This window comes from Tolypothrix bouteillei VB521301 (assembly GCF_000760695.4).
Classification (GTDB): domain Bacteria; phylum Cyanobacteriota; class Cyanobacteriia; order Cyanobacteriales; family Nostocaceae; genus Scytonema; species Scytonema bouteillei_A.
The window spans coordinates 1310476-1334706 of the sequence record NZ_JHEG04000001.1 but is presented as its reverse complement, the minus strand read 5'-3'; the positions used below and the strand labels follow the sequence as shown (position 1 = coordinate 1334706).

Annotated in this window: 19 protein-coding genes and 1 pseudogene; 16 read left to right on the top strand and 4 right to left on the bottom strand. The window is 41.4% G+C overall.

The features are described from left to right. Window positions 1-175: 175 nt before the first annotated feature. The 8 genes from HC643_RS41220 to HC643_RS05150 all read left to right on the top strand — a co-directional run bounded on the left by HC643_RS41220 (window position 176) and on the right by HC643_RS05150 (window position 8959). Window positions 176-370 carry a hypothetical protein gene (locus HC643_RS41220; protein WP_237265834.1) on the top strand — a complete coding sequence of 65 codons (195 nt, stop codon included), beginning with the start codon at window positions 176-178 and terminating at the stop codon, window positions 368-370. Window positions 371-580: 210 nt separating this feature from the next. Next, a complete protein-coding gene (locus HC643_RS05180; RefSeq protein ID WP_038077956.1) occupies window positions 581-1684 on the top strand; it encodes an aliphatic sulfonate ABC transporter substrate-binding protein in 1104 nt (367 codons plus the stop codon). A gap of 41 nt (window positions 1685-1725) precedes the next feature. Beyond that, complete coding sequence (locus tag HC643_RS05175; protein WP_038077955.1) at window positions 1726-2589, top strand: TauD/TfdA dioxygenase family protein; 864 nt, start codon at window positions 1726-1728, stop codon at window positions 2587-2589. 12 nt (window positions 2590-2601) lie between these two features. Beyond that, a complete protein-coding gene (locus HC643_RS05170; protein WP_038077954.1) occupies window positions 2602-3630 on the top strand; it encodes a sulfonate ABC transporter substrate-binding protein in 1029 nt (342 codons plus the stop codon). 143 nt (window positions 3631-3773) lie between these two features. After that, window positions 3774-4823: a sulfonate ABC transporter substrate-binding protein gene (locus tag HC643_RS05165; RefSeq protein ID WP_038077953.1), complete on the top strand. Its 1050-nt coding sequence runs from the start codon at window positions 3774-3776 to the stop codon at window positions 4821-4823. Window positions 4824-4977: 154 nt separating this feature from the next. Next, window positions 4978-6135: an FMNH2-dependent alkanesulfonate monooxygenase gene (gene ssuD, locus HC643_RS05160; RefSeq protein WP_038077945.1), complete on the top strand. Its 1158-nt coding sequence runs from the start codon at window positions 4978-4980 to the stop codon at window positions 6133-6135. Between the two features lie 8 nt (window positions 6136-6143). Then, entirely contained in the window at window positions 6144-6947 is an 804-nt protein-coding gene (gene ssuC, locus HC643_RS05155) for an aliphatic sulfonate ABC transporter permease SsuC (RefSeq protein WP_038077940.1), read from the top strand. A gap of 170 nt (window positions 6948-7117) precedes the next feature. Continuing rightward, window positions 7118-8959, top strand: a complete 1842-nt coding sequence (locus HC643_RS05150; RefSeq protein WP_038077938.1) for a tetratricopeptide repeat protein — start codon at window positions 7118-7120, stop codon at window positions 8957-8959. 140 nt (window positions 8960-9099) lie between these two features. On the opposite strand, the pseudogene HC643_RS42515 reads toward HC643_RS05150, so the two are convergent. Then, window positions 9100-9216, bottom strand: a pseudogene (locus HC643_RS42515) (IS982 family transposase); the annotation flags it as partial. A gap of 157 nt (window positions 9217-9373) precedes the next feature. Here HC643_RS42515 and HC643_RS05145 point away from each other — a divergent pair. The 6 genes from HC643_RS05145 (at window position 9374) to HC643_RS05120 (ending at window position 15136) form a co-directional block, all read left to right on the top strand. Then, window positions 9374-9940: a hypothetical protein gene (locus tag HC643_RS05145; protein WP_137986475.1), complete on the top strand. Its 567-nt coding sequence runs from the start codon at window positions 9374-9376 to the stop codon at window positions 9938-9940. 387 nt (window positions 9941-10327) lie between these two features. Next, window positions 10328-11965 (top strand): AAA family ATPase, encoded by a 1638-nt coding sequence (locus HC643_RS05140; protein ID WP_050046408.1) that lies wholly within the window; start codon window positions 10328-10330, stop codon window positions 11963-11965. Between the two features lie 114 nt (window positions 11966-12079). Next, window positions 12080-12454, top strand: a complete 375-nt coding sequence (locus HC643_RS05135; protein WP_038077936.1) for a four helix bundle protein — start codon at window positions 12080-12082, stop codon at window positions 12452-12454. 28 nt (window positions 12455-12482) lie between these two features. Continuing rightward, entirely contained in the window at window positions 12483-12857 is a 375-nt protein-coding gene (locus HC643_RS05130; RefSeq protein WP_038077935.1) for a DUF1257 domain-containing protein, read from the top strand. 105 nt (window positions 12858-12962) lie between these two features. After that, window positions 12963-13370 carry a DUF1257 domain-containing protein gene (locus tag HC643_RS05125; protein ID WP_038077933.1) on the top strand — a complete coding sequence of 136 codons (408 nt, stop codon included), beginning with the start codon at window positions 12963-12965 and terminating at the stop codon, window positions 13368-13370. Continuing rightward, window positions 13370-15136, top strand: a complete 1767-nt coding sequence (locus HC643_RS05120) for a HEAT repeat domain-containing protein (RefSeq protein ID WP_050046409.1) — start codon at window positions 13370-13372, stop codon at window positions 15134-15136. Before HC643_RS05125 ends, HC643_RS05120 begins: the two co-directional genes overlap by 1 nt. A gap of 284 nt (window positions 15137-15420) precedes the next feature. Here HC643_RS05120 and HC643_RS05115 read toward each other — a convergent pair whose 3' ends face one another. The 3 genes from HC643_RS05115 to HC643_RS05105 all read right to left on the bottom strand — a co-directional run bounded on the left by HC643_RS05115 (window position 15421) and on the right by HC643_RS05105 (window position 20333). After that, window positions 15421-16734 (bottom strand): CO2 hydration protein, encoded by a 1314-nt coding sequence (locus HC643_RS05115; RefSeq protein WP_038077930.1) that lies wholly within the window; start codon window positions 16732-16734, stop codon window positions 15421-15423. Between the two features lie 99 nt (window positions 16735-16833). Next, window positions 16834-18363, bottom strand: coding sequence for an NADH-quinone oxidoreductase subunit M (locus HC643_RS05110; RefSeq protein ID WP_050046410.1), 1530 nt, complete (start codon window positions 18361-18363; stop codon window positions 16834-16836). Window positions 18364-18470: 107 nt separating this feature from the next. Beyond that, window positions 18471-20333 carry an NAD(P)H-quinone oxidoreductase subunit F gene (locus HC643_RS05105; protein ID WP_038077927.1) on the bottom strand — a complete coding sequence of 621 codons (1863 nt, stop codon included), beginning with the start codon at window positions 20331-20333 and terminating at the stop codon, window positions 18471-18473. A gap of 728 nt (window positions 20334-21061) precedes the next feature. On the opposite strand from HC643_RS05105, the gene HC643_RS05100 reads away from it, so the two are divergent. Both HC643_RS05100 and HC643_RS05095 read left to right on the top strand, forming a co-directional pair. After that, the gene (locus HC643_RS05100; RefSeq protein WP_137986476.1) at window positions 21062-22240 is read left to right on the top strand and encodes a sister chromatid cohesion protein PDS5; all 1179 of its coding nucleotides are present in this window, start codon (window positions 21062-21064) and stop codon (window positions 22238-22240) included. A 551-nt stretch (window positions 22241-22791) separates the two neighbouring features. Next, entirely contained in the window at window positions 22792-24207 is a 1416-nt protein-coding gene (locus HC643_RS05095; RefSeq protein WP_038077921.1) for an AAA-like domain-containing protein, read from the top strand. Window positions 24208-24231: the final 24 nt, after the last annotated feature.

Genomic DNA, 24231 nt, shown 5'->3' with positions numbered 1-24231 from the left:
GCGGTTATTGCCAATGCCGATAAGATAGCATTGCCTAAATAACCAACTTGTGCGTAGACGACTCCTGCGATCGCACCCCCAAGCCCACCGCCTACTTGTCCGATCGCCACCACCAAACTCAATGTACCAGTTAGGGTTAGGTAATCTCACTCTTTTCTTATTTGACACTCATCCCATGTCTTTACAAAAAAAATTGTCAAAAGAGTTAGTGCAATTGCCTGCTAATAAGGGGGAAGATATTGGAATAAATTTCATTTTTAGCGCATCACTTTTAGTGATACTAGGCTGTTTAATTGCACCTTTAGCTATACCGGGGCTGAGCCAACAAAATCAAGCCTTACGGAAGCCAGATACAGTCATGATCCATTAACTCGAATTTGGTGTTGGTGGAATTCTTGGAAAAAAATGATTCATGTTATGAAAATAACAGACTTATATAGCAATTCTATTTGAGATCGGAACAAGGAGGAGGTGTTTGTAAGTCAGTTAGGACTGCTATAGATCTCAGAGTTAGAAATTATTAATGACGAATATTGTTGCATTGTAGTTTTGAAATTATTGGATTGGAATTAAGTTCAGTATGCAAAATTTGAAAAAAAAATTTAAATTGTGGTGCAATTCGCCAGTCACTCGCCGTTCTCTACTTTTTGGATTCGGTTATAGCTTAGTACTTTCTACAACTTTGCTAAGTTGTAGTTCGCAACCACCAACGACAACTCAACAGCAAGCACCAGCAACTAATACCAGTGCTCAGAAAGTAACTGACACTAGCAGCGGTAAAGTCATACGTATTGTTCGTTCAAAACAACTGACGCCTTTAGCAGTTTTAGAAAAGCAAGGTACTTTAGAAAAAAGATTGGAACCTGAAGGTGTTAAAATCGTATGGTCAGAGTTTGCAGCAGGACCGCAACAACTAGAAGCCCTTAACGCAGGTTCTCTTGATATTGCTTCGACTGCTGAGTCACCTCCCGTTTTTGCTCAAGCCGCAGGAGCACCGCTCGTCTATCTCGCGACAACTCCTTTTAATGGCAAAACAGTTTCGCTACTAGTTCCTACTAATTCTCCTGCCAAAAAGATTGCCGATCTAAAGGGTAAAAAAATTGCTTTTCAAAAAGCATCTATCGGTCACTATCTCTTAGTCAAAGCACTGGAAAAAGACGGGTTAAAATTAAGCGATGTGGTGTCTACTTATTTACCGCCACCTGATGCTAATGTGGCATTTAGTCAGGGAAAAGTAGATGGTTGGTTTATTTGGGAACCATTTGTCACAAGAACTGAACAGAAGAAAATAGGTCGCGAGTTACTAAATGGTGGTGAGTTAAGGGATACTGGTAACTTTTACTCCACATCACGCAAGTTCTACCAAGAAAACCCGGAACTGATAAAAATATTTTTTGAGGAACTGCAAAAAGCAGAAATTTGGTCTAAAAACCATCGTAAAGAAATGGCACAACTTCTTGCTCCAGTGACTCAACTAGATGTTCCAACATTAGAGAAAATGCACGGAAAATATGAATGGGGATTGAAACCAATTACCGAAAAAGTCATCAACAAGCAACAAGAGGTTGCAGATATGTGGTACAGTCAGGGCTTGATACCTAAGAAAGTCAATGTGAGAGAAGGCTTTCTCAGTCCTGAAGAGTACGCACAAATTACTCCTCAAGAAGTTTTAGCAAGACAGTGAAGAATTATTAGTTGACAGATCATCAAAATAGGGTAAATATCATGCCTGCATTAACCTTAACAGAATTTAAAATAACTGCACTAGATGCTCCTTTAGGTGCTGTAGTCACTGGATTAGACGCTAGCAAACCTGTTGCGCCAGAGGTGATATTACAACTCAAACAAGCTTTGCGCGATCGCCACATTCTCATTTTTAAAAATCAGAATCTTACTGATGACGAACTCTTAAATTTTGCTTTTTACTTTGGTTCTCTGTTCATCCCACCAGATGACATTCCAGTACTGGCTTCCGAACCAGGGGTGACTCCAGTTGTCATTCCCATTTCTAATGTCGATGGTGGATACACTGGTACTGGCGAACTTGCTTTCCATTCAGATCACCACTGGACTCCTTACCCTTCAAGTGGATCGTTGCTCTACGCTCTTGAAGTCCCTCCTGAAGGTGGGGATACCTACTGGTTAAATCTCAATTTGGCTTACGAAGAGTTAGATAAAGCAACAAAGCAAAGAATAGCTAACTTACAGTTGATTACATACAACCCGTTCTTAAGAGATCGCAGCCAGCCAAAACCAAAGTACCGTTTTGATAAAAGCATCCCCCCGATCGGCCCTGTTTTTCCCCATCCCTTAGTTAGAACTCACCCTGAATCTGGTAAAAAGATTCTTTACCTAGACTATGCAACAGAGGTAGAAATTGTGGGCTTAGATCCACAAGAAGGATCGGAACTCATTGAACAATTAAGACAACATCTCAATCAGCCCCAGTTTTACTACAAACACAAATGGTCTGTAGGCGACATTGTTTATTGGGATAACCAAGCTACGTTGCATTACCGTCAAGCATTCGATCCCAACTACCGACGTGTTATGAAGCGAGTCAGCCTTGCTGGTAGTCGTCCTTTTTAAGGTGGGAATACAATGATTGTCAAATTTGTTCAGTCAAAGTTGCCCTTAGTTTTATTACTGATAACTCTTACAAGTTGCGGGACAAACACTGGCAGCAATTCAAATCTTCAGAGCGTACAAAAGAGTCAAAATCCAACAGCCGAACAAGCTTCCGATAAGGTTAAACAAACAGAAATTCGCATTGGATTCCAAAAAGGAACAGCTTTTTTAAATATTGTTAAAGCTAGAGGTAGTTTGGAAAAAAGATTGGGTTCTTCAGGCGTTACTGTCAAGTGGAGTGAGTTTTCTCAAGGACCGCCCATGATGGAAGCGATGAATGCTGGAGCGGTAGATATTGGGGTTGTAGGTGCGCCACCTCCCATTTTTGCCCAAGCAGCAGGAACACCAGTGGTTTATGTTGCTAGCAGTTTACCCAATAGTAGGGGACAAGTCATTTTAGTAAAACCAAATTCTCCCATTAAGACAGTTACCGATCTCAAAGGGAAAAAAGTAGCTGTCGGTAAAGGAACAGCGGGGCATTATCTTATAGTAAAAGTTTTGGAAGCAGCTGGACTGACACTTAAAGGCATTCAGCCAGTTTATCTTTTACCGCCAGAAGCTCGGACTGCTTTTGAAGGAGGAAACGTTGATGCTTGGGTAACATCTGACCCTCGTTATGCTGAAGCGGAACGAACAGGAAAAGCACGTCTTCTTGCTAATGGTGAAAAAGTGGCAGAACAACGTTCTTATTTTATTGCCACTCGCTCTTTTGTTGACAAGCATGCAGATCTTGTCAAGGCAATTCTTGAGGAACAGAAAAAAGATGAGGATTGGGCAAAGAGTAACCGCAAAGAAACTGCCAAAATTCTAGAAACAGCAACAGGAGTTAAAGCAGAAAATTGGGAATGGTCTTTTCAAAGACGACCTAATTTTGGTGTGGTCTATATGGATGACCAAATAGTGCAAGAACAACAGCAAATGGCAGATCTCTTTTTCAAGTTGAAGTTAATTCCGAAACCAGTTCAAATTAAAGAGGCTGTTTGGACACCGCAATCTTCGTAAGGAAGTGGAGATGGGTTTAGGGACAAGGAGGACAAGGGGGACAGAGGGTAGAACTTTATTCTTTGTATACCTCTGGTGGTTATTTCCCCAATTACTGGATTTTTCAATAAAACTGAATTAAAGTGAGGAGTTTCATAACAATTATGGACGAACATTTTTTACAACAACGCCGCAAATTTTTAAAAAACTTTGCACAATACTCTTTATTAGGATTATCTAGTTTTTCAGTTCCCCTTATTGGGGATTTTATAGAGAAAGGGCAAGCACAAACAAAACCTTCTGGATTTAAGACAAATACAGTCCGAATGGGCTATCAAACTTCTGGGGATATTGTTAGACTCAAAGGAGTCTTAGAACCACGTCTTCAAGCTTTAGGAGTTTCTGTAGACTGGGCACCATTTCCAGCCGGTCCTCAGTTGATGGAAGCCATGAATGCAGGTAGAGTTGATATAGGTAGTGTGGGGGAAACACCACCAATCTTTGCTCAAGCGGCTGGCGCACAACTTGTTTATATTGCAGGGCGCAAACCCAGCAAAGGTGAAGGGAGTGGCATTATAGTCAGGCAAGATTCTCCTATTAAGCAAGTTGCAGATCTGAAAGGTCGGAAAGTGGTTTTTCAGAAGGGTTCAGCTTCTCATTATTTATTATTAAAAGCTTTACAAGAAGCAGGCTTAAAATTTAGTGATGTTCAACCCATTAGTTTGACTCCAGCAGAAGCCCGTGATGCTTTTCTACAAAAGAAAATTGATGCTTGGGTGACTTGGGACCCCTTTTATGCTTTTGTACAAAAAACAGCGAATGCTCGCACTTTAAGAAATGCGGGTGGAATTGCAACGCAAGGTGGTTTCTATTTATCCAGACGTGATTTTGTGACACAAAACCCCGAACTTGTGAAAGTGGTTTTGGATGAGATCGACAAGTTAGGACGATGGGCTGAAGCTAACCCCAATGAAATTGTCAAATTGCTTGCTCCCGAACTTAAGCTCGATCCATCTATTCTGGGAGTTGTCGTTCGTCGGCGAACTTATAGTTTGAGGAGATTGACACCGGATATTATTAACCAACAACAGCGTATTGCTGATGCTTTTTATCAAGAAAAAGTGATACCTAAAAAAATTGATATCCAGCAAGCGATCCTCACACCACAGCAATATGCAGCTATTACGCCTCAAAGATTGTTGAGTCAGAGGTAAGGGACAAGGTAGACAAGGGGGACAAGGGGGACCAAAGGGAGACAAGGAAGACAAGGAAGACAAGGAAGAAAGTTCTACTTCATCTACCCCCTCTCCCTCATCTCCCCAATCCCCAATCCCTCAATTTTGAACTAAATAGGGGAAGGATAACAAAATGGTAGATGTTTTTTGGTACTTGCCAACTCAAGGGGATGAACGCTATTTAGGCACAAAAATTGGTAGAAGGGAAGCGACTTATCCTTATATGTCTCAAATCGCCCAAGCTGTGGATCAACTCGGTTATGGCGGGATGCTGATTGGAACGGGACAAAAACAGGATACTTGGATTGTCGCTGCTTCTTTAATTCCTGTTACACAACGTTTGCGGTTTCTCGTGGCTTTTCGTCCATCGATTATGTCACCTTCCTTATCTGCGCGGATGGCGGCTACTTTTGACCAAATCTCTCAGGGGAGAATTATTCTCAATGTGGTGACTGGTGGTGATGCAGAAGAATTGGCTAAGGATGGAGTGTTCTTATCTCATGATGAGCGTTATGAATTAACTGATGAATTTTTGACTATTTGGCGATCGCTCATGCATGGAGAAGAAGTACACTTTAGCGGTCGTCATGTGAAGGTTGAAGGAGCAAAACTTCAATTTTCACCCGTACAAAAACCACATCCAACTTTATATTTTGGTGGTTCTTCAGATGCAGCAATTGAAGTAGCAGCAAAACATACTGATGTCTATTTAACTTGGGGTGAACCACCACAACAAGTTGCTGAGAAAATAGCGAAGGTGCGGCGATTGGCTACAGAACATGGCAGAACTGTCCGGTTCGGTATTCGTCTGCACGTTATTGTTAGAGAAACAACCCAACAAGCTTGGGATGCGGCTAACGATCTGATTAAATATTTAGATGAGAAAACTATAACTGCTGCTCAACAAAAGTTTGGGCGATCGCAATCAGAAGGTCAACGCCGCATGGTGGAACTCCATAAAGGCAATCGCGAGCAATTAGAAATTAGCCCTAATTTATGGTCGGGTATTGGCTTAGTACGTGGGGGTGCAGGGACTGCTTTAGTAGGAAATCCTGACACAGTTGCTGCACGAATGTTGGAATACACTGACTTAGGAATTGATACCTTTGTGCTATCAGGATATCCTTCTTTAGAAGAAGCTTATCGAGTTGCTGAATTAGTCTTTCCACGCCTTCCTTTAAACTCTCTTCCCACTGTCAAATCGCAATCTGAATTCGATCCTTACAACGAATTTGCTTCCGCATCTAATTCCACATCGAATTTACTCCAACCACAACCAACAGCTTCCTAGAGGTAACAATGACACTCGCACTCAAATTAAAATCCAATTTTTGGCACAACCGACACGTTCAAACCATCATTCCTTGGGGCGTACCCGTACTCATACTAGTCGTTTGGCAGCTTTTATCTACAATAGGAGTGATCCCTGCTAGAATTTTGCCCGCTCCTTTAGGTGTTGTGGGTGCTGCTATTCAACTTGCTAAAAGTGGAGAACTGTTCAGAAATATCAGTATCAGTGCCATTCGGGCTATATCAGGCTTTATAGTAGGTGGAAGTATTGGGTTTACTTTGGGTTTGCTGAATGGTATCTCCCCTGTTGCAGAAAAGTTGTTAGACACCTCTCTTCAGATGCTCCGCAACATTCCCAATTTGGCTTTGATTCCCCTAGTGATTTTATGGTTTGGGATTGGTGATGAAGCCAGACTATTTCTCGTGTCTTTGGGTGTTATGTTTCCCATTTACTTAAATACATTTCACGGGATTCGCAGCGTTGACCCAGGTTTAATTGAAATGGGTAGAGTGTACGGTTTAAATCCTTGGGCTTTGTTCTGGCGAATTATTCTTCCTGGGGCAATGTCTTCAATCCTAGTTGGTGTACGCTTTTCATTGGGAATTATGTGGTTGACTCTGATCGTAGCTGAGACAATTGCAGCTGATTCTGGGATTGGTTACATGGCAATGAACGCCAGAGAATTTATGCAAACAGACGTGGTAGTACTGAGTATTTTATTATACGCTCTATTTGGTAAATTAGCAGATGTGGTTGCTAGAGCGTTAGAAAGATATTGGCTGCAATGGCATCCCAGTTATCAAAATGTTTAGGAACAAATATTGCTGACCGATAAACGATCGGTCTATCATCCCTGTTGAGACGCGCTATGGCGCGTCTTGTTGTATTTGCTACAATTAGCAAGAATGCGAAAAGCCCTTGATGAATAGCACGATTGTGGAGAAGTAGTTCATAATTGTTTTAATGCTTTCAGGTTGCTACAGTGTCTGACTCTTTGCCATTGCGCGATCGCTACCTCACTTTAATTGATGAAATTGTCCAAAGCACCCTTAAGGGCAAGATTAGCTCTCAAGAACAAGTGTATCAAATGTTACTAAAAGGGGTGACTGCAGGGACGGGAGAAGTTTTTGAATTGGTTTTGAGCGATCGCCTCAACTCCACTCAGCAACAAGTCGATACTGAAAAAGACGAACTCAAGCAAGCTAAAGCAACCCGCAGTCTCAGGGCAATGAAGACTATTCAGAGTCAATGGCAACGCGCCGAGCAGCAAAACAAAGTCGCAGAGGCGATTACGTCCGCAGTCAAAGAAATTACTTCGGCTGACTCAAGCGGGCGTTTAGCTGCATTCTTAAGAGCAAGCGATCCCAATCGGAAAAATCCCCTCACATTACCGCAAATCCAACAAGTTTCAAAATCTCTACAGCAATTTGCCCAAGCCAATCCCGATTTTAAGCAAATTTCAGAAGGCATTACCCGTGGTGTTACATCTTGGCAACGGCTACAGGATCATTTGATTAGCTGGATGTACGAACAAAGCCGAGGAACATTGGGATTTGGAGGTGTACCGGGAGAACAAGGTCCTTGGGCAACTTGGGCGAAGCAGGTAAACAGTGAGATACCCCAAGCACTGTTTCGTACTTTAGCTATGGAACAGTCTGCCATTGATTTTGCCCAACATAGAAGTGGTATGAGCCTCAGTGATTGGGTAGAAATTGCAGTGATTTTGCAGTCTTTACAGAAAGGGTTAGTGAATTGGTTCGATCAACAACCCTACAATGTAAAAGCTGGATCGAATTTGTCAATTTCAACTTACTTAACCTTTGCAGTCATTTGGAGTTTACTTGCAAACGGATTTAGCAATACTGCACCCGTGTATAGCGCTGCTTGTCATCAAGTCATGCTCCAGATTTTACGAACCTTTGCACAACGTCCGTATTTCCCTCTATATGGAGGAATTTTTGCTTCCTTCTCTGGCAGCTATTTACGAGATGCCCTAGATTATTTGAACGAACCACTACAAAATGCAGAAGGAACTCAAGAAAAAGCCAGGGTATTGACACTTTTAGGTTATTCGCAGCGTGCAATGGGTCAGTACCGACGTTCCTCAGAATTTCACTCCGCAGCGCTGGAAATAGCACGCAATGCAGGCGATCGTGCTTGTGAAATCGCCAATTTCAATCACCTCAGCCGTACTTGCGTTGCGGAAAAAATGTACGCAGAAGCAATTAATTACAGCCAACGGGCATTAATACTGAGCCGTCAGACAGGCGATCGTACAGGGGAAGCAAATGCTCTGGTGAATTTAGGTTACAGCGAAGTCATGCAAGCACAGCAGACAGAACAAACAGAACCAGAAACCTATGAAATGGCGATTAACTATTTGCAACAAGGCTTAGCATTATCAGAGAGATTGGGCGACCTACAAAGTAAAGCTTTATGTTTCAGCAGTTTAGGTATTGCTTACTTAGTTATAGGACAACCGCAAGCAGCAATTAAACATCTAGAAGACGGCTTGCAAACAGCACAAATATCTGGTGATTTATACCTTCAAGGTTTGAATTTAGCTAATTTAGCAGAGGCTTACTATCAACTGCAAAATCCAGAACAAGCAGTTTATACTGGGGTTTTGGGAATGTATTTGTTAAATCAAATTGCATCAAATGAATGGCGAAAAACGGCGGGTTTACTTACAATTTTGCAGGGACAGATAGGAGCAGAAGCATTCAGTCAGTTACTACAGCAAAACCGTTCTAAAATTATTTCTGTCATTGGAGTAGATGGTTACGATTACATTCCTCAATTGTTAGATGAATATAGAGGTTAATCCGAGATGTGAGATAGCTATAGAAGAGGAAATTAATCCTGAAAAATTATATTTTGTCTAAGTTTGAGAATTTGTTACTTTCTTGTACGCTTGGCTGTACTTACCGTGTCACTTCCAATTTTAAGGTAAGTTCGACGGAACTAAAACACAGCAGGAGGCAGTGCAGGTAAATCTTTTGGGTAAATGTCAACAGAAGATTTTTTGGGCAAATAGGTATAAGCAGCCAAACCAGCCATTAAATTCACCAAAAAGTTAAATTGACGTTAAATGGACCCTTCGGGTTCGCAGTTGCTTCAACGGGGGGAACCCCCCGCACCGCACTGCTCACTCCGATGCCGAGAGTGTTCTATTTGACATTCCGCGTATCCCGCTACAATGCTGGTAGCTCCCAGTGATTCCCTCTTAGTAGTTCTTATGGGCAGAGCTTCCCAACTAAAAAAAGAAATCCGTGAAATTGATAACGAGATGCACAAACCAGTTACTGATGACTGGACTGACTGGCTCTGTGTTATGCCCACGGTCCCTGACCAAGTTCGGTTGTGGCATAATCGTCCGTTGCGTGCAAACCTTGACATTATTGCTGCTTGCAAATCTGAGAATTCAAATACACAGAACTTGTTTGAAAAGGTAAACAAAATTCTTGCGAGGCTAGCACCTATTCCAATTTATGGCTACTATTATGGCGGCTACAATTATACTTACCAACATCAAATCATTTGTACTACCTCATCTAATAAAATAAAGGCTATTGAGTTGGGATTGCGAGCTAGTGGAATGTTTGCTGTTGATGAGTCACTCTCAGACATAATTAAATATCCCAAGGGTGAGCAAGTCAGACAATTTATGCAAGAGACACTTCAAGATTGTAAAAGTTACATTTTCAGTTTTTGGGAGAGTGGATATATATACAATCTGGGTTATCTTCAAACTGGCGATTGGCTGGGATTTAAGCATAGGTTTTGGTGCGAATACAATCCCTAAAACCCTAATATAACAATGCTGTTGCACCCCAACTTTGTTGAGATTGTTGGTTTGCAAAAATAACTCAATCGTAATTATTACCGATCTCGCTAAAGCCTCTTATTTATATCTTTAACAGAATCAAGTATTGTTGACGATTGCTATCATTTCAAAAATGATTTATACAGTAGTTAGAGCAATCAGCTGATAAAGTAACTGCTTGATTTTAACTAGCTAACGAGGAAGGTGTTTTGCCACCATACCTATAACGTCTAGACAAAACCGATCGACTAGAGTATTTTATAAGTACAAATGTTCTAAAAACGGGGGCATGAGTGAGACAACTACTGTCTTCTTCAATGACCCTGGCTGCATCATTGTGGAAATCAATAACTGGGGTAGGGCGCAATGACGAATTCTTGGCAAAATGGAGCTGACAATGCCATCAGTGACGGTGAGAAAAAATTACATATCGCTCTTATAGACCAACTGGATTTGATGCTTCGCGCCCGCTATCCCCTACTGTACTTAATTGCAGTCGAAGAAGAACCTGTTGAGGAAGTTCTGCTGCAAGTTGCTTCGCGTTCTCAACCCAAGCGTCAACTGTTGTTTTGGGACGTTGTACGTGGTTGGAGCGACAATGCTACAGATAAAGGTTCGGTGATGGCAGCACTTTCACGAATCGCCAAAACCGATGACAAGCAATCTGCTATCTTTGTGCTGCGCGATTTGCACCCATTTATTAAAAGCCCTACGAGTGAAAGAAATGCCCCTATTGTACGTGAGTTAAGAAACTTAGCACGGGAGTTAAAGCGATCGCGCAACACTTTAATATTGCTTAGCAATACTCTAGAACTTCCCACTGAGTTACAAGAAGAAGTGACAGTTGTTGATTTTCCTTTACCCGACACCTCAGAAATTGATTATCTCATCGAGCAGTTAGTTGTACCAGAAAAACTCAAGGTGACTGGTTTGGCAAGAGAACAACTCGTCAAAGCCTGTCAAGGTTTAAGCCGCACGCGGATTCAAAAAGTTTTAGCAAAAGCTCTAGCAGCAAAACAGCAGGTCAATGAGTCTGATATTAGTGGTGTTTTGGAAGAAAAAAAATTAACGATCCGCCAGACAGGAATTTTAGAATTCTTCACACCACAGGAATCATTGAAGCGAGTTGGTGGATTGGATCAACTCAAGCAGTGGGTGCAGTTACGCCAAGATACCTTTACAGAAGAAGCAAGACGCTACGGAATACCAAACCCTAAAGGTGTTTTACTTGTAGGAATTCAAGGTACGGGTAAATCCTTATCAGCTAAGACCATTGCCAATGAATGGCGATTACCCCTCTTACGCTTGGATTCTGGGCGATTATTTGGCGGGATTGTAGGGGAAAGTGAAAGCCGCGTGCGGCAAATGATTCAGGTGACAGAAGCAATGGCTCCTTGCGTGCTGTGGATTGATGAGATTGATAAAGCATTTGGCAACATTACGAGCGGAATTGATGGAGATTCCGGAACTTCACGGCGCGTATTCGGCAGTTTGATTACTTGGATGCAGGAAAAGACTTGTCCCGTGTTTATTGTAGCAACAGCTAACAACGTGCAAATTTTACCTGCAGAGTTACTGAGAAAAGGGCGATTTGATGAAATTTTCTTTTTGAATTTACCAACAGAAGTTGAACGTCAAGACATTTTTAAAGTTCATTTGCAACGCCTGCGTCCAAACCGTCTGAGAGAATTTAATTTGTCTTTGTTAGCCAAACAGACAAGTAATTTCAGTGGTGCGGAAATTGAACAGGTGATTGTAGACGCCATGCACATAGCGTTCTCTGGTAAAGAAAACGGACACAGACGAGATTTTACAACAGAGGATATTTTACGTGCGATCGAGCAAACAGTTCCTTTAGCATCCATAGCTCGCGAACAAATTGAAGGTTTGAAGCAATGGGCAGCACGAGCAGGAGCAAGAACAGCTTCACATGATGTACAACTTATACAGGAGTTAAAGCAATATACTTTACAGCAAGGAATTAAGCCACTGGAGGTGGATTAGCTAATGGCTAATGGCTAATTGTTAATGGCTAATTGTTAATGGCTAATGGCTAATGGCTAATTGTTAATGGCTAATGGCTAATGGCTAATTGTTAATTTTAAGATTAGGAGTTATGTGTCAAGACCTAATTTTGAGAAACTAGAAGTTTATAAATTAGCGGAGAAATTAGCAGATGAAATTTGGAGAATTGTTAGTCAATGGGACTCTTTTAATAAGGATACGATTGGAAAACAAATTGTTAGATCTGCCGATAGTATTAGCGCGAACATAGCAGAAGGAGAAGGAAGGTATAATTTTCAAGACAACAAACGTTTTATAAAAGTTGCAAGAGGTTCTCTATATGAAACAATAAGCTGGTTAAGACGTGCCTACAAACGAAATCTTCTAACAACTGAACAAATCCAATGCTTACATACACTCATTCATGAGATTTCTCCTAAACTCAACGCCTATCTGAACTCTATAGGCAAAACCTCAAACAACTATTAGCAATTAGCCATTAGCAATTAGCAAAACCATGTCACACTTTACAACAATTAAAATCCAAATCAAAAACGGTGAATTTTTACATCAAGTGTTGCAGGAATTGGGTTACCAAGTAGAATGCAACACTACAGTACGTGGATATCAAGGCGATCGCACTCATGCTGAGTATGTCATTAGGCAGAAAAACGGCTACGATTTGGGATTTCGCCGCAATGAAGAAAATTATGAGATAGTAGCAGATTTTTGGGGAGCAAAAATTAATCAACAACAGTTTGTGAATTCAATTACCCAAAAATACGCTCACAAAACTTTGAAAGCGACGATACAGGAACAAGGCTTTAACCTTGAGGAAGAAGAAGTCTTGGAAGATGGAACAGTGCGAGTTGTCGTAGGCAGATGGGTCTAGTAACCCCTCAATCAGCCATTAGCCATTAGCCATTAGCCATTAGCCATTAGCCATTAGCTATTAGCCATTAACCATTAGCTATTAGCCATTAGCCATTAGCAAATCATGTCACATTTTACTAGCATTAGAACTCAAATTAAAGATGCAGGCGCACTGATTAAAGCGTTAGCAGACGTAGGTTTTGAAAATGTAGAAATTCATGAAGTCGCTCAACACCTTTTTGGATTTCAGGGTGATGTGCGTCTGGAAACAGCAGAAGTTATTATCCGGCGTAAATACGTTGGTTCAGCAAGCAACGATATTGGTTTTAAACGACAAGAAGACGGACAATTTCAAGCTATCATCTCTGAATACGATCGCCAAAAATACGGACAACCTTGGTTGAATCGCTTAATGCAGCGCTATGGTTACCATGCTTTAGTAGCATCAGCACAACAACAAGATTTTACTATTGAGGAGGATGAAGTTTTAGAAGATGGAACGGTACGGGTTGTTGTAGCGAAATGGTTATAATGAAGGAGGACACTAACTCAGTTGCCAAAGCAGTTCGAGAAATTCTTAACCAGCATAGCGAATATGAACAATGGTTGCACCGCGATTTATTTGTTGCTGCTAGTTATCTTGCGGAAAATTCCAAAAATTTGAAAGTTGGGGATACTGGCTTATTAGAGGAAATTTTACAGGCTTTGGTGGAACTGGAAGTAACCCATTTACCACAGGTAAGTGACAGAATTCGAGAGCAGGTTTTTCAAACTCTTTGTAGTTTCAAAGAAACTGCCTTGAAAACTAAAGTCTTGCAATTGTTGAAAGATAAAGCTGAGCAAATAGATCGACTCAGATTTCAAGAATATCGTGCCGCATTTGGTGAAAAAGAACAGGCAACAGCCACCCTGTTAGCGCTACTTAAGCATGAAAGCTTTTCTATTTGTTCTAGCGCCGTCGAGGTTCTGGGTAAAATTAGTTCAGAAACAGCAATTGCTGACTTAATTACGCTCCTAGAACACCCTGAATTGCATTCAAAAGCTGTAATTGCGCTAATTCAAATCGGTTCAGAAGCGGCAATTCCTGGTTTAATTACACTCCTAGAACAACCCAAACAATCTGTAGGTGTTAGGGCTTTATTTACCCTTGTAAAAATGCGTTCAGAAGCAGCAATTCCCAGCTTAGTCACACTTTTAGAAAATCCCGAACATTTTGTGCGGCATAGAGCAGCATTTGCCTTGGGTAAAATGCGTTTAAAAGCGGCCATTCCTAGCTTAATCAAGCTCCTAGAACATCAAAAGATTGAGGTGCGTTCTGAAGCTGCGGATGCACTGGTTCAAATCGGTTCAGAAGCGGCAATTCCTGGTTTAATTGCACTCCTAGAAAACCCCGAATCTGATGTGCGTTTTAGAGTCACGTTAGCACTGGGTCAAATTGGTTCGGAAGCGGCAATTCCTGGTTTAATTACACTCCTAGAACACACTGCACCCTCTGTACGTTCAAAAGCTGCTGAGGCGCTAAATAAAATTGGGTCAGGAGCGGTCATTTCTGATTTAATTAAACTGCTAAAAGATCCTGAAGATGATGTGCGTTTAAAAGCTGCACGGGCGTTAGGTCAAATTGGTTCAGAAGCAGTCATTCCTGACTTAACTAAACTCCTAGAAGACTTTGAATACAATGTGCGTTCAACAGCTGCAGAAGCGTTAGGTCAAATTGGTTCAGAAGCGGCAATTCCTTATTTAATTAAACTCCTAGAAGACCCTAAATCCAATGTGCGTTCAACAGCTGTAGAAGCGTTAGGTCAAATTGGTTCAGAAGCGGTTATTCCTTATTTAATTAAACTCTTAGAAGACTACGTATCCGAGGTGCGTTCTGCCGCTGTAGAGGGACTGGGTAAAATCGGTTCAGAAGCGGTTATTCCCAGCTTAATTAAAGTCCTAGAAGACCCTGCGTCTAGTGTGCGTTATGAGGCTGTGAAGGTGTTGGGTAAAATCGGTTCAGAAGCAGTTATTCCCAGCTTAATTAAACTTTTAGAAGATCGCGAATGTGGTGTGCGTTCTGCCGCTGTAGAGGCGCTAGGTAAAATCGGTTCAGAAGCAGTTATTCCTAGCTTAATTAAACTCCTTGAAGACCCTGAATTTGATGTGCGATCTAATACGGCAGATGTACTAAATCAAGTCGGCAAAAAAACTCCTACTTTGGTCACGACTCTTGCTTTATGGATTGAGAATCATCAGGATTCAAAATATATTGGCAGTGCTATTGATTTGCTGTGGGATTTGGTAAAAGGTGAGTAATCAACTCGTGGTTATCAAGTTCACTCGTTTAAGTTTGGGGCTGACGCAACCTTAACGCTATTTAAGGGTTTCACACGTTGTCGCTCCCCTCATTTTCCCCCAACCCCAGAGGGAACCCCTAACACCCCTTTTTAAGAGCGGGGGCTATGCGTAAGTTTTAAGGAAATTAAATTCCCTCCCCAATGCATCGGGGAGGGTTAGGGTGGAGTAACACTCCAGATCGAACTTAGATTTGCAAGCTATTTCAGATTTTTGCTGACCCTGTTTTTTCCAGAGGAAAGATATCAACGGTAATCCTGGCGTTGAATATCACGCAGACGGGCTGCATTGCGAATACCGTATTCAGGACGAGTGAAGCGATTTAACTGAGCCTCAAAAAAGTCTCTATTAGCTTGTAAATGTTCGGGATCGGGATCGTCTAAGGGATGACAAAGCGCCGTCCGTAATGCTTGAATAACAGCCGAGGTAACACAGTACATTGACCGTTGAAAACTAATTCCCAACTGAATCAACATGTCTTCCTCTCCCCGGCAATATTGCTTGTAATAATCAACAAGATATTGTGGTAAGAAGTGCAACATATCTTGCATCAGCAATGTGGGTGGAATGCCTGCAGTACCGACTGGAAAAACGTCTGCATAGAGAATTCCGTAGTGGAAGTCTTTTTGGTCTTCTGGCACTTGATTTGCTTGAGCATTGTAGGATTTTGTACCTCGGAAGGGTGCTGTACGATAGAACACAGCTTCTACGTAAGGTAATGCTGCTTCATACAGCCATACAAATCCTTTAGATTTGGGGATGATTTCGTAGCATTCACCACGGATATAAACATGATGGTAAATCGGACGATTTGCAACTGCAAAAATCCCATTTACGATAAAGTTCATTGCCTCTGGGACAGTTGTAATTTTTCCTTCGTCATACAAATCTGACATTTCAAAGAAGACAGGAGCCATGACTTCCCAGAACAGCCCCAAATTAGCATAGTAAGACATCTGACGGCACTGTTCGAGAAACATATCTGGGAACAGCTTGTAGAGCCCTAACATCAATGGATTGCCTTTAAAGTAAGCTTTAATTGCTCTATCGGCGTTAGCTTTGTATTCTTCTGTATCCAAGTAAGGGTCAAATTTCCCACCCATACCTCTATGCCAAAGCATTGCTCTCATACACGCTTCGGCAAATTCCATGTTGATGCGATCGTGGAATAAATGATGCAATAGCTTTGGCATTTTGAAGGTTTCTCCCTTCTCCATAAATGCCAGCAATTCTGGGTGAGCATTGGCTTCCCCACGCCAAACTCTTAACTCAGCATCATCACCAGCGTAATGATTGTGACGGTCTAAATATTCCTGAGAAATAAAGTATTTAAAAAAGGGAAAAGGATTTAAAAAAACATGTTCGGCAATATATAATAGGTCCCGCCAGTAAAAGTCCATAGGGACTGCATACGCCTTGTAAAGACCGATAATTTGCATTAAGTTTTCTGGCGTATCGGGTAACATTGCACCGCCAGCTTCCAAACGATGAATGATTTCTGCAAATTCATGGGTTGAAGGAGGTAATTTCGCTTGAACTTTCTCTGGAGTTTGTACCATGTTTTTGACTTCCTTGAACTTGACTATATCGTTAATGGTTAGTAGTTATTAGTTAATTCTTCAACAGAAGTTTAAATGACTACCTACTAACCAATCCCTTCATTCTTTAAGAGCGACTTGAGGCGCGATCGCCCTTGGCGCAAGCCGTACCTGGCTTATCGCTCTTTCAATAGGAGGAATAGCAGTCACCATTGCTGTTGTTGGCTCGCTCCAACGCACTAACCACTTAGGCTGTACTCCCAAAAATATAATCAGTGCTGCCAAGACAAGGGCAGGCATTTTCTCAGACCATAAAACTCTGGGATAGTAAGCTAAGTTGTTGTCAAGTTTGCCAAAACAGGTACGGTTGAGAAGAATGACAAAGTAAACTGCGGTCAAACCACTAGAGGCGACACATAACAGCGTTGGAATAGGAAAAACTGAAAAACTACCTTGAAACACGATAAATTCAGAAATAAATCCTGTCATTCCTGGAATACCAGCGCTAGCCATTCCTCCTAAAATGAGTAAGGTGCTAATCATTGGTAACCCGCGTATCGGACTCATTAAACCATTCAGTTTATCCAACTCGCGAGTTCCGACCTTAGCTTCCACAACTCCCACCAGATGGAAGAGTATTGCCAGAATAATTCCATGACTCACCATTTGGGCAATAGCACCAATAAGTGCTAGAGGGGTGCTAGCAGCAGCTGCTACTAATATGTAACCCATGTGACCGATGGAACTATATGCTACCATGCGCTTGATGTCTTTTTGTGCTATGGCAGTTACCGCTCCGTATAGAGCACTGATTGCCCCCCAAATTGCTAAACTTGGTGCAAGAATACTCCAAGCTTCAGGAAACAACGCCATCCCAAATCGCAAAAGCCCGTAAGTTCCCAACTTTGCTAACACGCCACCAAGAAGAATAGCAATGGGAGCTGAAGCTTCAACGTAAGCATCCGGTAACCAAGTGTGTAGGGGGACAAGAGGAATTTTGATACCAAATCCCAGTACGATTCCGGAAAGAAGAATGATTTGCAGCGCTGTGGATAGAGTTTGAGTTGAGAGTGTATTGTAATTAAAATCAGTTGAACCCGTGAGCCATACTGTTCCTAAGAATGTTGCCAGAATTAATGCTCCTGACACAGCCGTATAAATCAGAAATTTGATGCCAGCATAAGCTCGCTTTTCACCGCCCCAAATAGAAATCAGCAGATAGAAAGGGATTAATTCTAGTTCGTAGAACAAGAAGAAAAGCAAGAGATTTTGTGCTGCAAACGCTCCTGCAACTCCTCCACTGACTAATAAAATAAGGGAATAAAAAAGCCGGGGACGTTCGGTCTGTTGACTGCTACTGTAAATAGCAATCCAGGTTAGCAAACTATTTAGTATCAGCATCAATATGGAAAGCCCATCAGCTCCTAATTGATAGCTTAAACCAAGGGTTTCATTCCAAGGTAGATATTCCTGTAACTGTAACCCCGAATTGGAAACATCAAATTTCAGCAGTAGAAAAATATTCCAAAGAAGAACTATTCCTGAAGTGGTTAGGGCTGTTAAACGAATATTACTTGCAGGTATAGTTTTTGGCAAAAGACTAATAACAGCAGCACCTAAAATAGGTAGCCAAATCAAAGTACTCAACATAGATAAGTTCAATCTAAAAGACGTGTTTTTGTTTTTATTTATAGATTGATGGGGTTCGATCGCTTTCTATCAATATCAAGCGTTATTCGTCCCCAAGAATCTTGAAACTAAAAAAACAAGTTCATAAAATGAACTCCCCAGTATTCCCAACTCATCAGCGCTCCTAAAACACCGACTCCTAACAGCACGGTAAATGCATAAAACTGTGTTTGTCCGGAGGTGCTGTATTTCAAACCTTGTCCGCTTAAGATGGAAATTAAGCCAACTAAGTTAACAATTCCATCAAATACGAAACGGTCGATAATGTCTGCTAGTTTTGAAATTAGGTCAACGCTCAAAACTATACTTCCACGATACAGTTTTGGAGTGTAAAAATCGTGTGCCAGGAGATCTTGTAATATCTTGACAGGGAAGCGAATAGGTTTGGCAATTATGTTGCTTAGATACATGACGCCACTGATGCTGCAACCAAAAATACTCGACCAGATAAGTAGTAATGCGACATCTTTATTGAGAGTTGCCCAATCAGGTAGCAGTGATAAACTTTGCAACACCAAAGGTAAATGAAGATTAAAAGCAAACAACACGATTGTGGGTAGAGCCATTTGCCAACTGACTTCTGGCGATCGCTCGCTCATTTGCTTTGGTTTACCACCAAAAATTAAGCTGAATTCCCTCGTTAAGCTGAAACCTGTTAAAGCATTGACTACTATGATAATTCCTACAAGCCAAGGATGAGTTTCCCACAATCCGGAAGCGAGTTTCAGTAATGCCCAAAAACCGCCTAAAGGTGGAAAACCAATTAACCCTAAAATTCCGACTACATAAGCTATGCCCGATACCGGACGGCGCGACCAAAGTCCTCCCAGAAGGGTGACATCCTGAGTAATGCTATTCCATACAACAGAACCAGTACTCATGACTAAAAGCGCTGCGGCTAAGGCATGGGTAAGAACTAACAACAATGCTGCTTCATCTTGTTGAGTTCCTACAGCGATAAACACCAAACCCATATAAGCACTAACAGAGTAAGATAAGCAGCGCTTAATATCAATTTGGGCGATCGCTATCAAAGAACCACCCAGTGCTGTAACTGCGCCAATTGCTACCATAGCAGAGCTTGCTACAGGAGACAAGGTAAGAACAGGTTGCAGCTTAATCAGTACCCAAGCGCCAGTAGCAACGACCACGGAGTTCCGTAGAATCGTACTGGGAATAGGTCCTTCCATTGCTTCATCCAACCACAAATGCAAGGGAAACTGAGCGCACTTACCCATTGGACCTGCAATGAGTGCCAAACACGTTAAAGTCAAAAAAACAGGGTTGACATCAGCTGTCTCTGCCCACCGAGCTAAATCTGTATAATTCCACGTTCCAGCCACAGACCAGATTGCCAGAACCCCCATCAGCAAAAATAAATCTCCGACCCGCTTTGTTAAGAAAGCATCTCGAGCGCCAGTTACAACTAACGGTTGACTAAACCAAAGTCCTACTAATAAGTAAGTTCCCAGTGTCAGGATTTCCAGAATCACATAACTGAAGAACAAAGAGTTGCACAATACAAGAGCACACAGACCAGCTTCAAACAAGCCCAGCAGAGCATAGAAACGCGCCCAGCCCCAGTCCATCTCCATGTAGCCGATCGCAAAAATTTGTGCTAAAAAATTTAAGCCAGTGATTACAATTATCGCACCTACACTTGCAGAAGAGACGGATACGTCAATAGAGAGATTTAAACCAGCCGTACTCAGCCAAGGGATAGATACTTCATACGGTACTTGATTCCAGGTTGCTGGAAATGCTAAAGCCGCATGAACAAACGACAAAAACGTCATTACTAAGTTAATATAACCTGCCGGTCTTGGCCCTGTACGCCTAATGATTCCCGGCGACCAAAAGATGGCTAAACAAGAGCCAACAAGAGAATAGCAAGGAATTAACCAAACACTTTCAAGCAGAAAAGAAGCCATTCAATCTCCTTTAAATTTGCAGCACAATAGAACGCTGTTATCACATAACAACTGTTACTTTTTCTCTCCTCCACCAAAGATGACTTACTTGAATAGACCCCCAAGCATCAAAGGACTCTAAAAAAGAGGAAATCAAAATCGGTCACCTTGTGGTAAGGAGAGTGTTTTCCCGAAAATGCAAATATGCATTGAAAATTTAAGTGTTGTTTAATCTTCTTAATAGATTATCTTCTATTGTCATCAAAAGTAAATTAGTGAACTACACAATTAATAGATGCTTACTCTAAGAAAATCTTATAATTGTAAAATTTCTTATTATTGTTATTGATTTTTCTCTATGGCAGCCATAAGTTATCTATCTTTTGGCAGAAACGCTTTGCACCGAGGCTAATTTTTATATGCTGCCTGAATATACTATGGGACTCTTATGTGATTTTTGCAATGCTAGTAGGGTAAGCAATGCCCATCAAAAGTCTTAGTGGTGGGCATTGTCCCCCGACTATCTTTTAAAAACTTTACTAAAGTTAACAATCAAGAGCTAGCTTTATCATTTATCGAAAGAAATGCGTCAGTTCTTGCGAGGACTAAATACGTGTGTTGACTATAAGAATGCGCCTGAATTTTTAACCACGTCCAAACGCAAAAAGCTACGTAATTATACTAAGAATTTTTATTTAAAAATTTAATTTATACTATTCTTATAAGATTAGGATACCCACGAACATCTCTTGAAACTTGCATATTTCAGTAGACCGACATTACTACAACCAAAGAAGCAGCTCGTTCAGATCGGAGCCATCTTTCTGTGCTTTTTATCACCATTATTGATAGCAGATACAACGCTAGCGCAGCAGCCCGCACAGCAGCAAATTAACTTTTACATTCAGCAGCTTAAGAGAGGTCCGCAGCAACCGGAGGCTGTAAAATATTTGGTTTCTATTGGTAAGCCAGCTGTTCCCGCTTTGATGACAGCATTGCAAAATCAAGATGTGGAAGTTCGTAAGAGTGCTACGAGCGCCTTATCATTAATGGGTGAGGTTGCTGCCGAAGCAGTCCCCGTGCTGATTGTCGCTTTACAAGATCCAGAGCAAGATGTTCGCTTTGGCGCAGCTTTCGCTTTAAGCAGTATTGGAAAAGAAGCCAAAGCAGCTTTCCCGGCTCTCATTCAGGCGTTACACGACAAAGAAACATCCGTTCGTTCTGCTGCTGTCATAGCTCTTGGGAAGATTGGAGTAGAAGCCAAAGTTGCTGTACCAAAAATTATTGCAGCTTTGCGAGACCGGAATGCAGAAGTTCGTGCAACGGCGGCTTTTACTTTAGGTGAAATTGGCGAAGAACATAACCTAGCTGTTCCTGCTTTAATATCGGTATTATATGATAAGGATGACGAAGTTCGTCGGAATACTGCCATTGCTTTCAGCAAAATAGGTAAAGACGCAGCCCAAGCGATACCAACACTTATTGAAGTTTCTCAAAAAGACAACAATTCATCTGTTCGAGCCATTGCTGTCTCTGCTTTAGGGGTCGTTGGGCGAGACAATTCTGAAATTCTACCCGTCGTTATGAACGCATTGCAAGATAAAAATGCAATTGTTCGCATTCATGCAGCTTCTGCTTTGATAGTCGATATTGGTTCGCACACTGAAACCGCATTTGCTTTACTGATGAAGGAATTGCAGGGTCAAGAACAAGGGAATCGTATATACACTACACATATCTTGAGCAATATTGCTCAGAGCTTTCAGCAAAAAGCTAGCCTGCTTCCTACCCCTGAATTAGAGCGAGCGATCGCTAACTTAGACAGTACTCTCAAAATTATCAATAATTCACCCTTACAGTTTTTAGATGTAGCAACGTCTATAGGTAAATCTTTAGAAACCTTAAAAAAAGAAAGACTAAAGCGTTAATTGGTAGCGGATTTCAATTAGGTGAAATACATCAAATAATTAAGGAACCGCAGCCTGTAGCAGATGAACGCAATCTTTTTTAGGTTCTTTGTGATTATTTATCATTGCACTCCAGTTCAATAAAGAAACGCTACAGCGATATAACTAGGAAAGATTGTTTAAAGCCTTTTGAACCATTTTGCAAACTATAGAGCTTTCATCCTCCAAACATTGATTAAACAGTTCAACTGCTCTTGAATCTCCAAGATTACTCAGAGCTAAAGCTGTTCCAGAACAAACATTAGGATTATCATCATTTAGCATCCCATTGAAAGCATCAGGTAAGGTAATTTATCCAAAAAAGTTGAATAATATAATCTAATAATATATTCTGGATTTATTTTAGGAATATAGCAGTAACGACTTTTCCTACTTTTCCTACAGAAAACCGAAAAAGTAGCCTATTTGAAGAAAGTTCAGGCTTTTTTTAAATTTTATCTTTGAAAAAGCTACAACAAAGGCAGTTAAGACAATTAAGATAAATAGGAGGGGTAAGACAATATATTAACAACATGATTCAATCCAAAATCAGACGAAAACGGGGTGTCTCGCTGACCAATGCAGGGTTACAACGGTTGCAAGCTGCAATTTTGGCTCTTGAGATGGCACAAAACAATGGAGAGCGCTTTACCTTAGATGAGTTAAGCGATCGCGTAAAAGTTTCCAATAAAACATTAAGTCGATTATGGTCTTTGAATACAAGTGTGGACCGGAGAACTCTAACACTTTGCTTTAGTGCCTTCAATTTAGAATTACACAAAGAGGACTACAGCATTGTGAGCGAGTTAGATGGGGAGGATGGGACTGAAACGCTTTCACAGGAAGCGGACGAAAAAGAGATAGGTCTACTCGAAGCAAAAGCTCATTCTTCCCTTAACAAAACTCTTGACAGATATCAAGATATATGCCACTATCCCGATGGTCCAGTTCCCCTGGATTCTCCATTTTACATAGAAAATCCACTGATTGAGAACACAGTTTATCAGGAAATATCTCAACCGGGCTGTGTTATCCGCATTCGATCGCCAAGAGGCATGGGGAAAAGTTCTCTAGTATTGCGGTTGTTAAACTTTGCTCAACAGCTAGATTATCATACAGTTAAGCTGGATTGTCAGCAAATTGATTCACTGAACTTGAAAAGTGTCAACCAGTTTTTGCGTTGTTTTTGTTGGCGAATGGCAAAAGACTTAGGGATCGAGCCCAATTTAGATGCCCACTGGGATGAAGAAATAGGCAGTAAGTTGAGTTGTAGCTTCTACCTAAGAAACTACTTGCTCGAGCAATCTAGAAATCCGATAGTTCTTGTCTTAGAACAGGTTGACTGCTTGTTTGAACACCCTCATCTTGCTCAAGAGTTTTTTCCTTTGTTGCGATCGTGGTATGAAGAAGCACGCCGGGATAAGAACTGGCAAAAATTAAGACTTGTTGTGGTTTACTCTACTGAAGTTTATGTTTCCCTGGATATCAATCGTTCTCCGTTCAATATTGGGCTACCATTACGCCTACCAGAATTCACGCAGCAACAAGTTCAGGAACTAGCGCAACGGTACGGGCTGAATTGGAATTCTGGAAAAGAAGCTAGGAATTTGATGTCTCTGATAGGCGGGCATCCAGCACTCGTGAGGATTGCTTTGTATTATATATGTTGTCAAGGAATGGCTTTAGACGATCTGCTCGCCGAAGCACTTGCCAATGGAGGAGTCTACCAACATCATCTCTGGCAACATTGGGTAGTTCTGCAAGAAAAGCCCACACTAATACGAGCATATACTCAGTTGCTTGAAGCAGAACAAAGCATTGCTCTTTCCCCCATTGAAGCCTATAAGCTTCATAGTTTAGGATTGGTTGCATACGTTGGCGAACGTCTGGTTCCGCGTTGCGAACTCTATCGTGCCTATTTTCAAAAACAACTATCTATATTGCATTAGCTATCATTTCATTATTTGCGTTCC

What these genes read in the sequence shown, in the direction of transcription:
- HC643_RS05165 (WP_038077953.1), top strand. Translation starts at nt 3,774, where the DNA reads ATGGACGAACATTTTTTACAACAACGCCGCAAATTTTTAAAAAACTTT.
- HC643_RS05115 (WP_038077930.1), bottom strand. Translation starts at nt 16,734, where the DNA reads ATGGTACAAACTCCAGAGAAAGTTCAAGCGAAATTACCTCCTTCAACC.
- HC643_RS05130 (WP_038077935.1), top strand. Translation starts at nt 12,483, where the DNA reads ATGTCACACTTTACAACAATTAAAATCCAAATCAAAAACGGTGAATTT.
- ssuC (WP_038077940.1), top strand. Translation starts at nt 6,144, where the DNA reads ATGACACTCGCACTCAAATTAAAATCCAATTTTTGGCACAACCGACAC.
- HC643_RS05140 (WP_050046408.1), top strand. Translation starts at nt 10,328, where the DNA reads ATGACGAATTCTTGGCAAAATGGAGCTGACAATGCCATCAGTGACGGT.
- HC643_RS05180 (WP_038077956.1), top strand. Translation starts at nt 581, where the DNA reads ATGCAAAATTTGAAAAAAAAATTTAAATTGTGGTGCAATTCGCCAGTC.
- HC643_RS05170 (WP_038077954.1), top strand. Translation starts at nt 2,602, where the DNA reads ATGATTGTCAAATTTGTTCAGTCAAAGTTGCCCTTAGTTTTATTACTG.
- HC643_RS05145 (WP_137986475.1), top strand. Translation starts at nt 9,374, where the DNA reads ATGGGCAGAGCTTCCCAACTAAAAAAAGAAATCCGTGAAATTGATAAC.
- HC643_RS05175 (WP_038077955.1), top strand. Translation starts at nt 1,726, where the DNA reads ATGCCTGCATTAACCTTAACAGAATTTAAAATAACTGCACTAGATGCT.
- HC643_RS41220 (WP_237265834.1), top strand. Translation starts at nt 176, where the DNA reads ATGTCTTTACAAAAAAAATTGTCAAAAGAGTTAGTGCAATTGCCTGCT.
- HC643_RS05125 (WP_038077933.1), top strand. Translation starts at nt 12,963, where the DNA reads ATGTCACATTTTACTAGCATTAGAACTCAAATTAAAGATGCAGGCGCA.
- HC643_RS05120 (WP_050046409.1), top strand. Translation starts at nt 13,370, where the DNA reads ATGAAGGAGGACACTAACTCAGTTGCCAAAGCAGTTCGAGAAATTCTT.
- HC643_RS05095 (WP_038077921.1), top strand. Translation starts at nt 22,792, where the DNA reads ATGATTCAATCCAAAATCAGACGAAAACGGGGTGTCTCGCTGACCAAT.
- HC643_RS05110 (WP_050046410.1), bottom strand. Translation starts at nt 18,363, where the DNA reads ATGTTGAGTACTTTGATTTGGCTACCTATTTTAGGTGCTGCTGTTATT.
- HC643_RS05105 (WP_038077927.1), bottom strand. Translation starts at nt 20,333, where the DNA reads ATGGCTTCTTTTCTGCTTGAAAGTGTTTGGTTAATTCCTTGCTATTCT.
- ssuD (WP_038077945.1), top strand. Translation starts at nt 4,978, where the DNA reads ATGGTAGATGTTTTTTGGTACTTGCCAACTCAAGGGGATGAACGCTAT.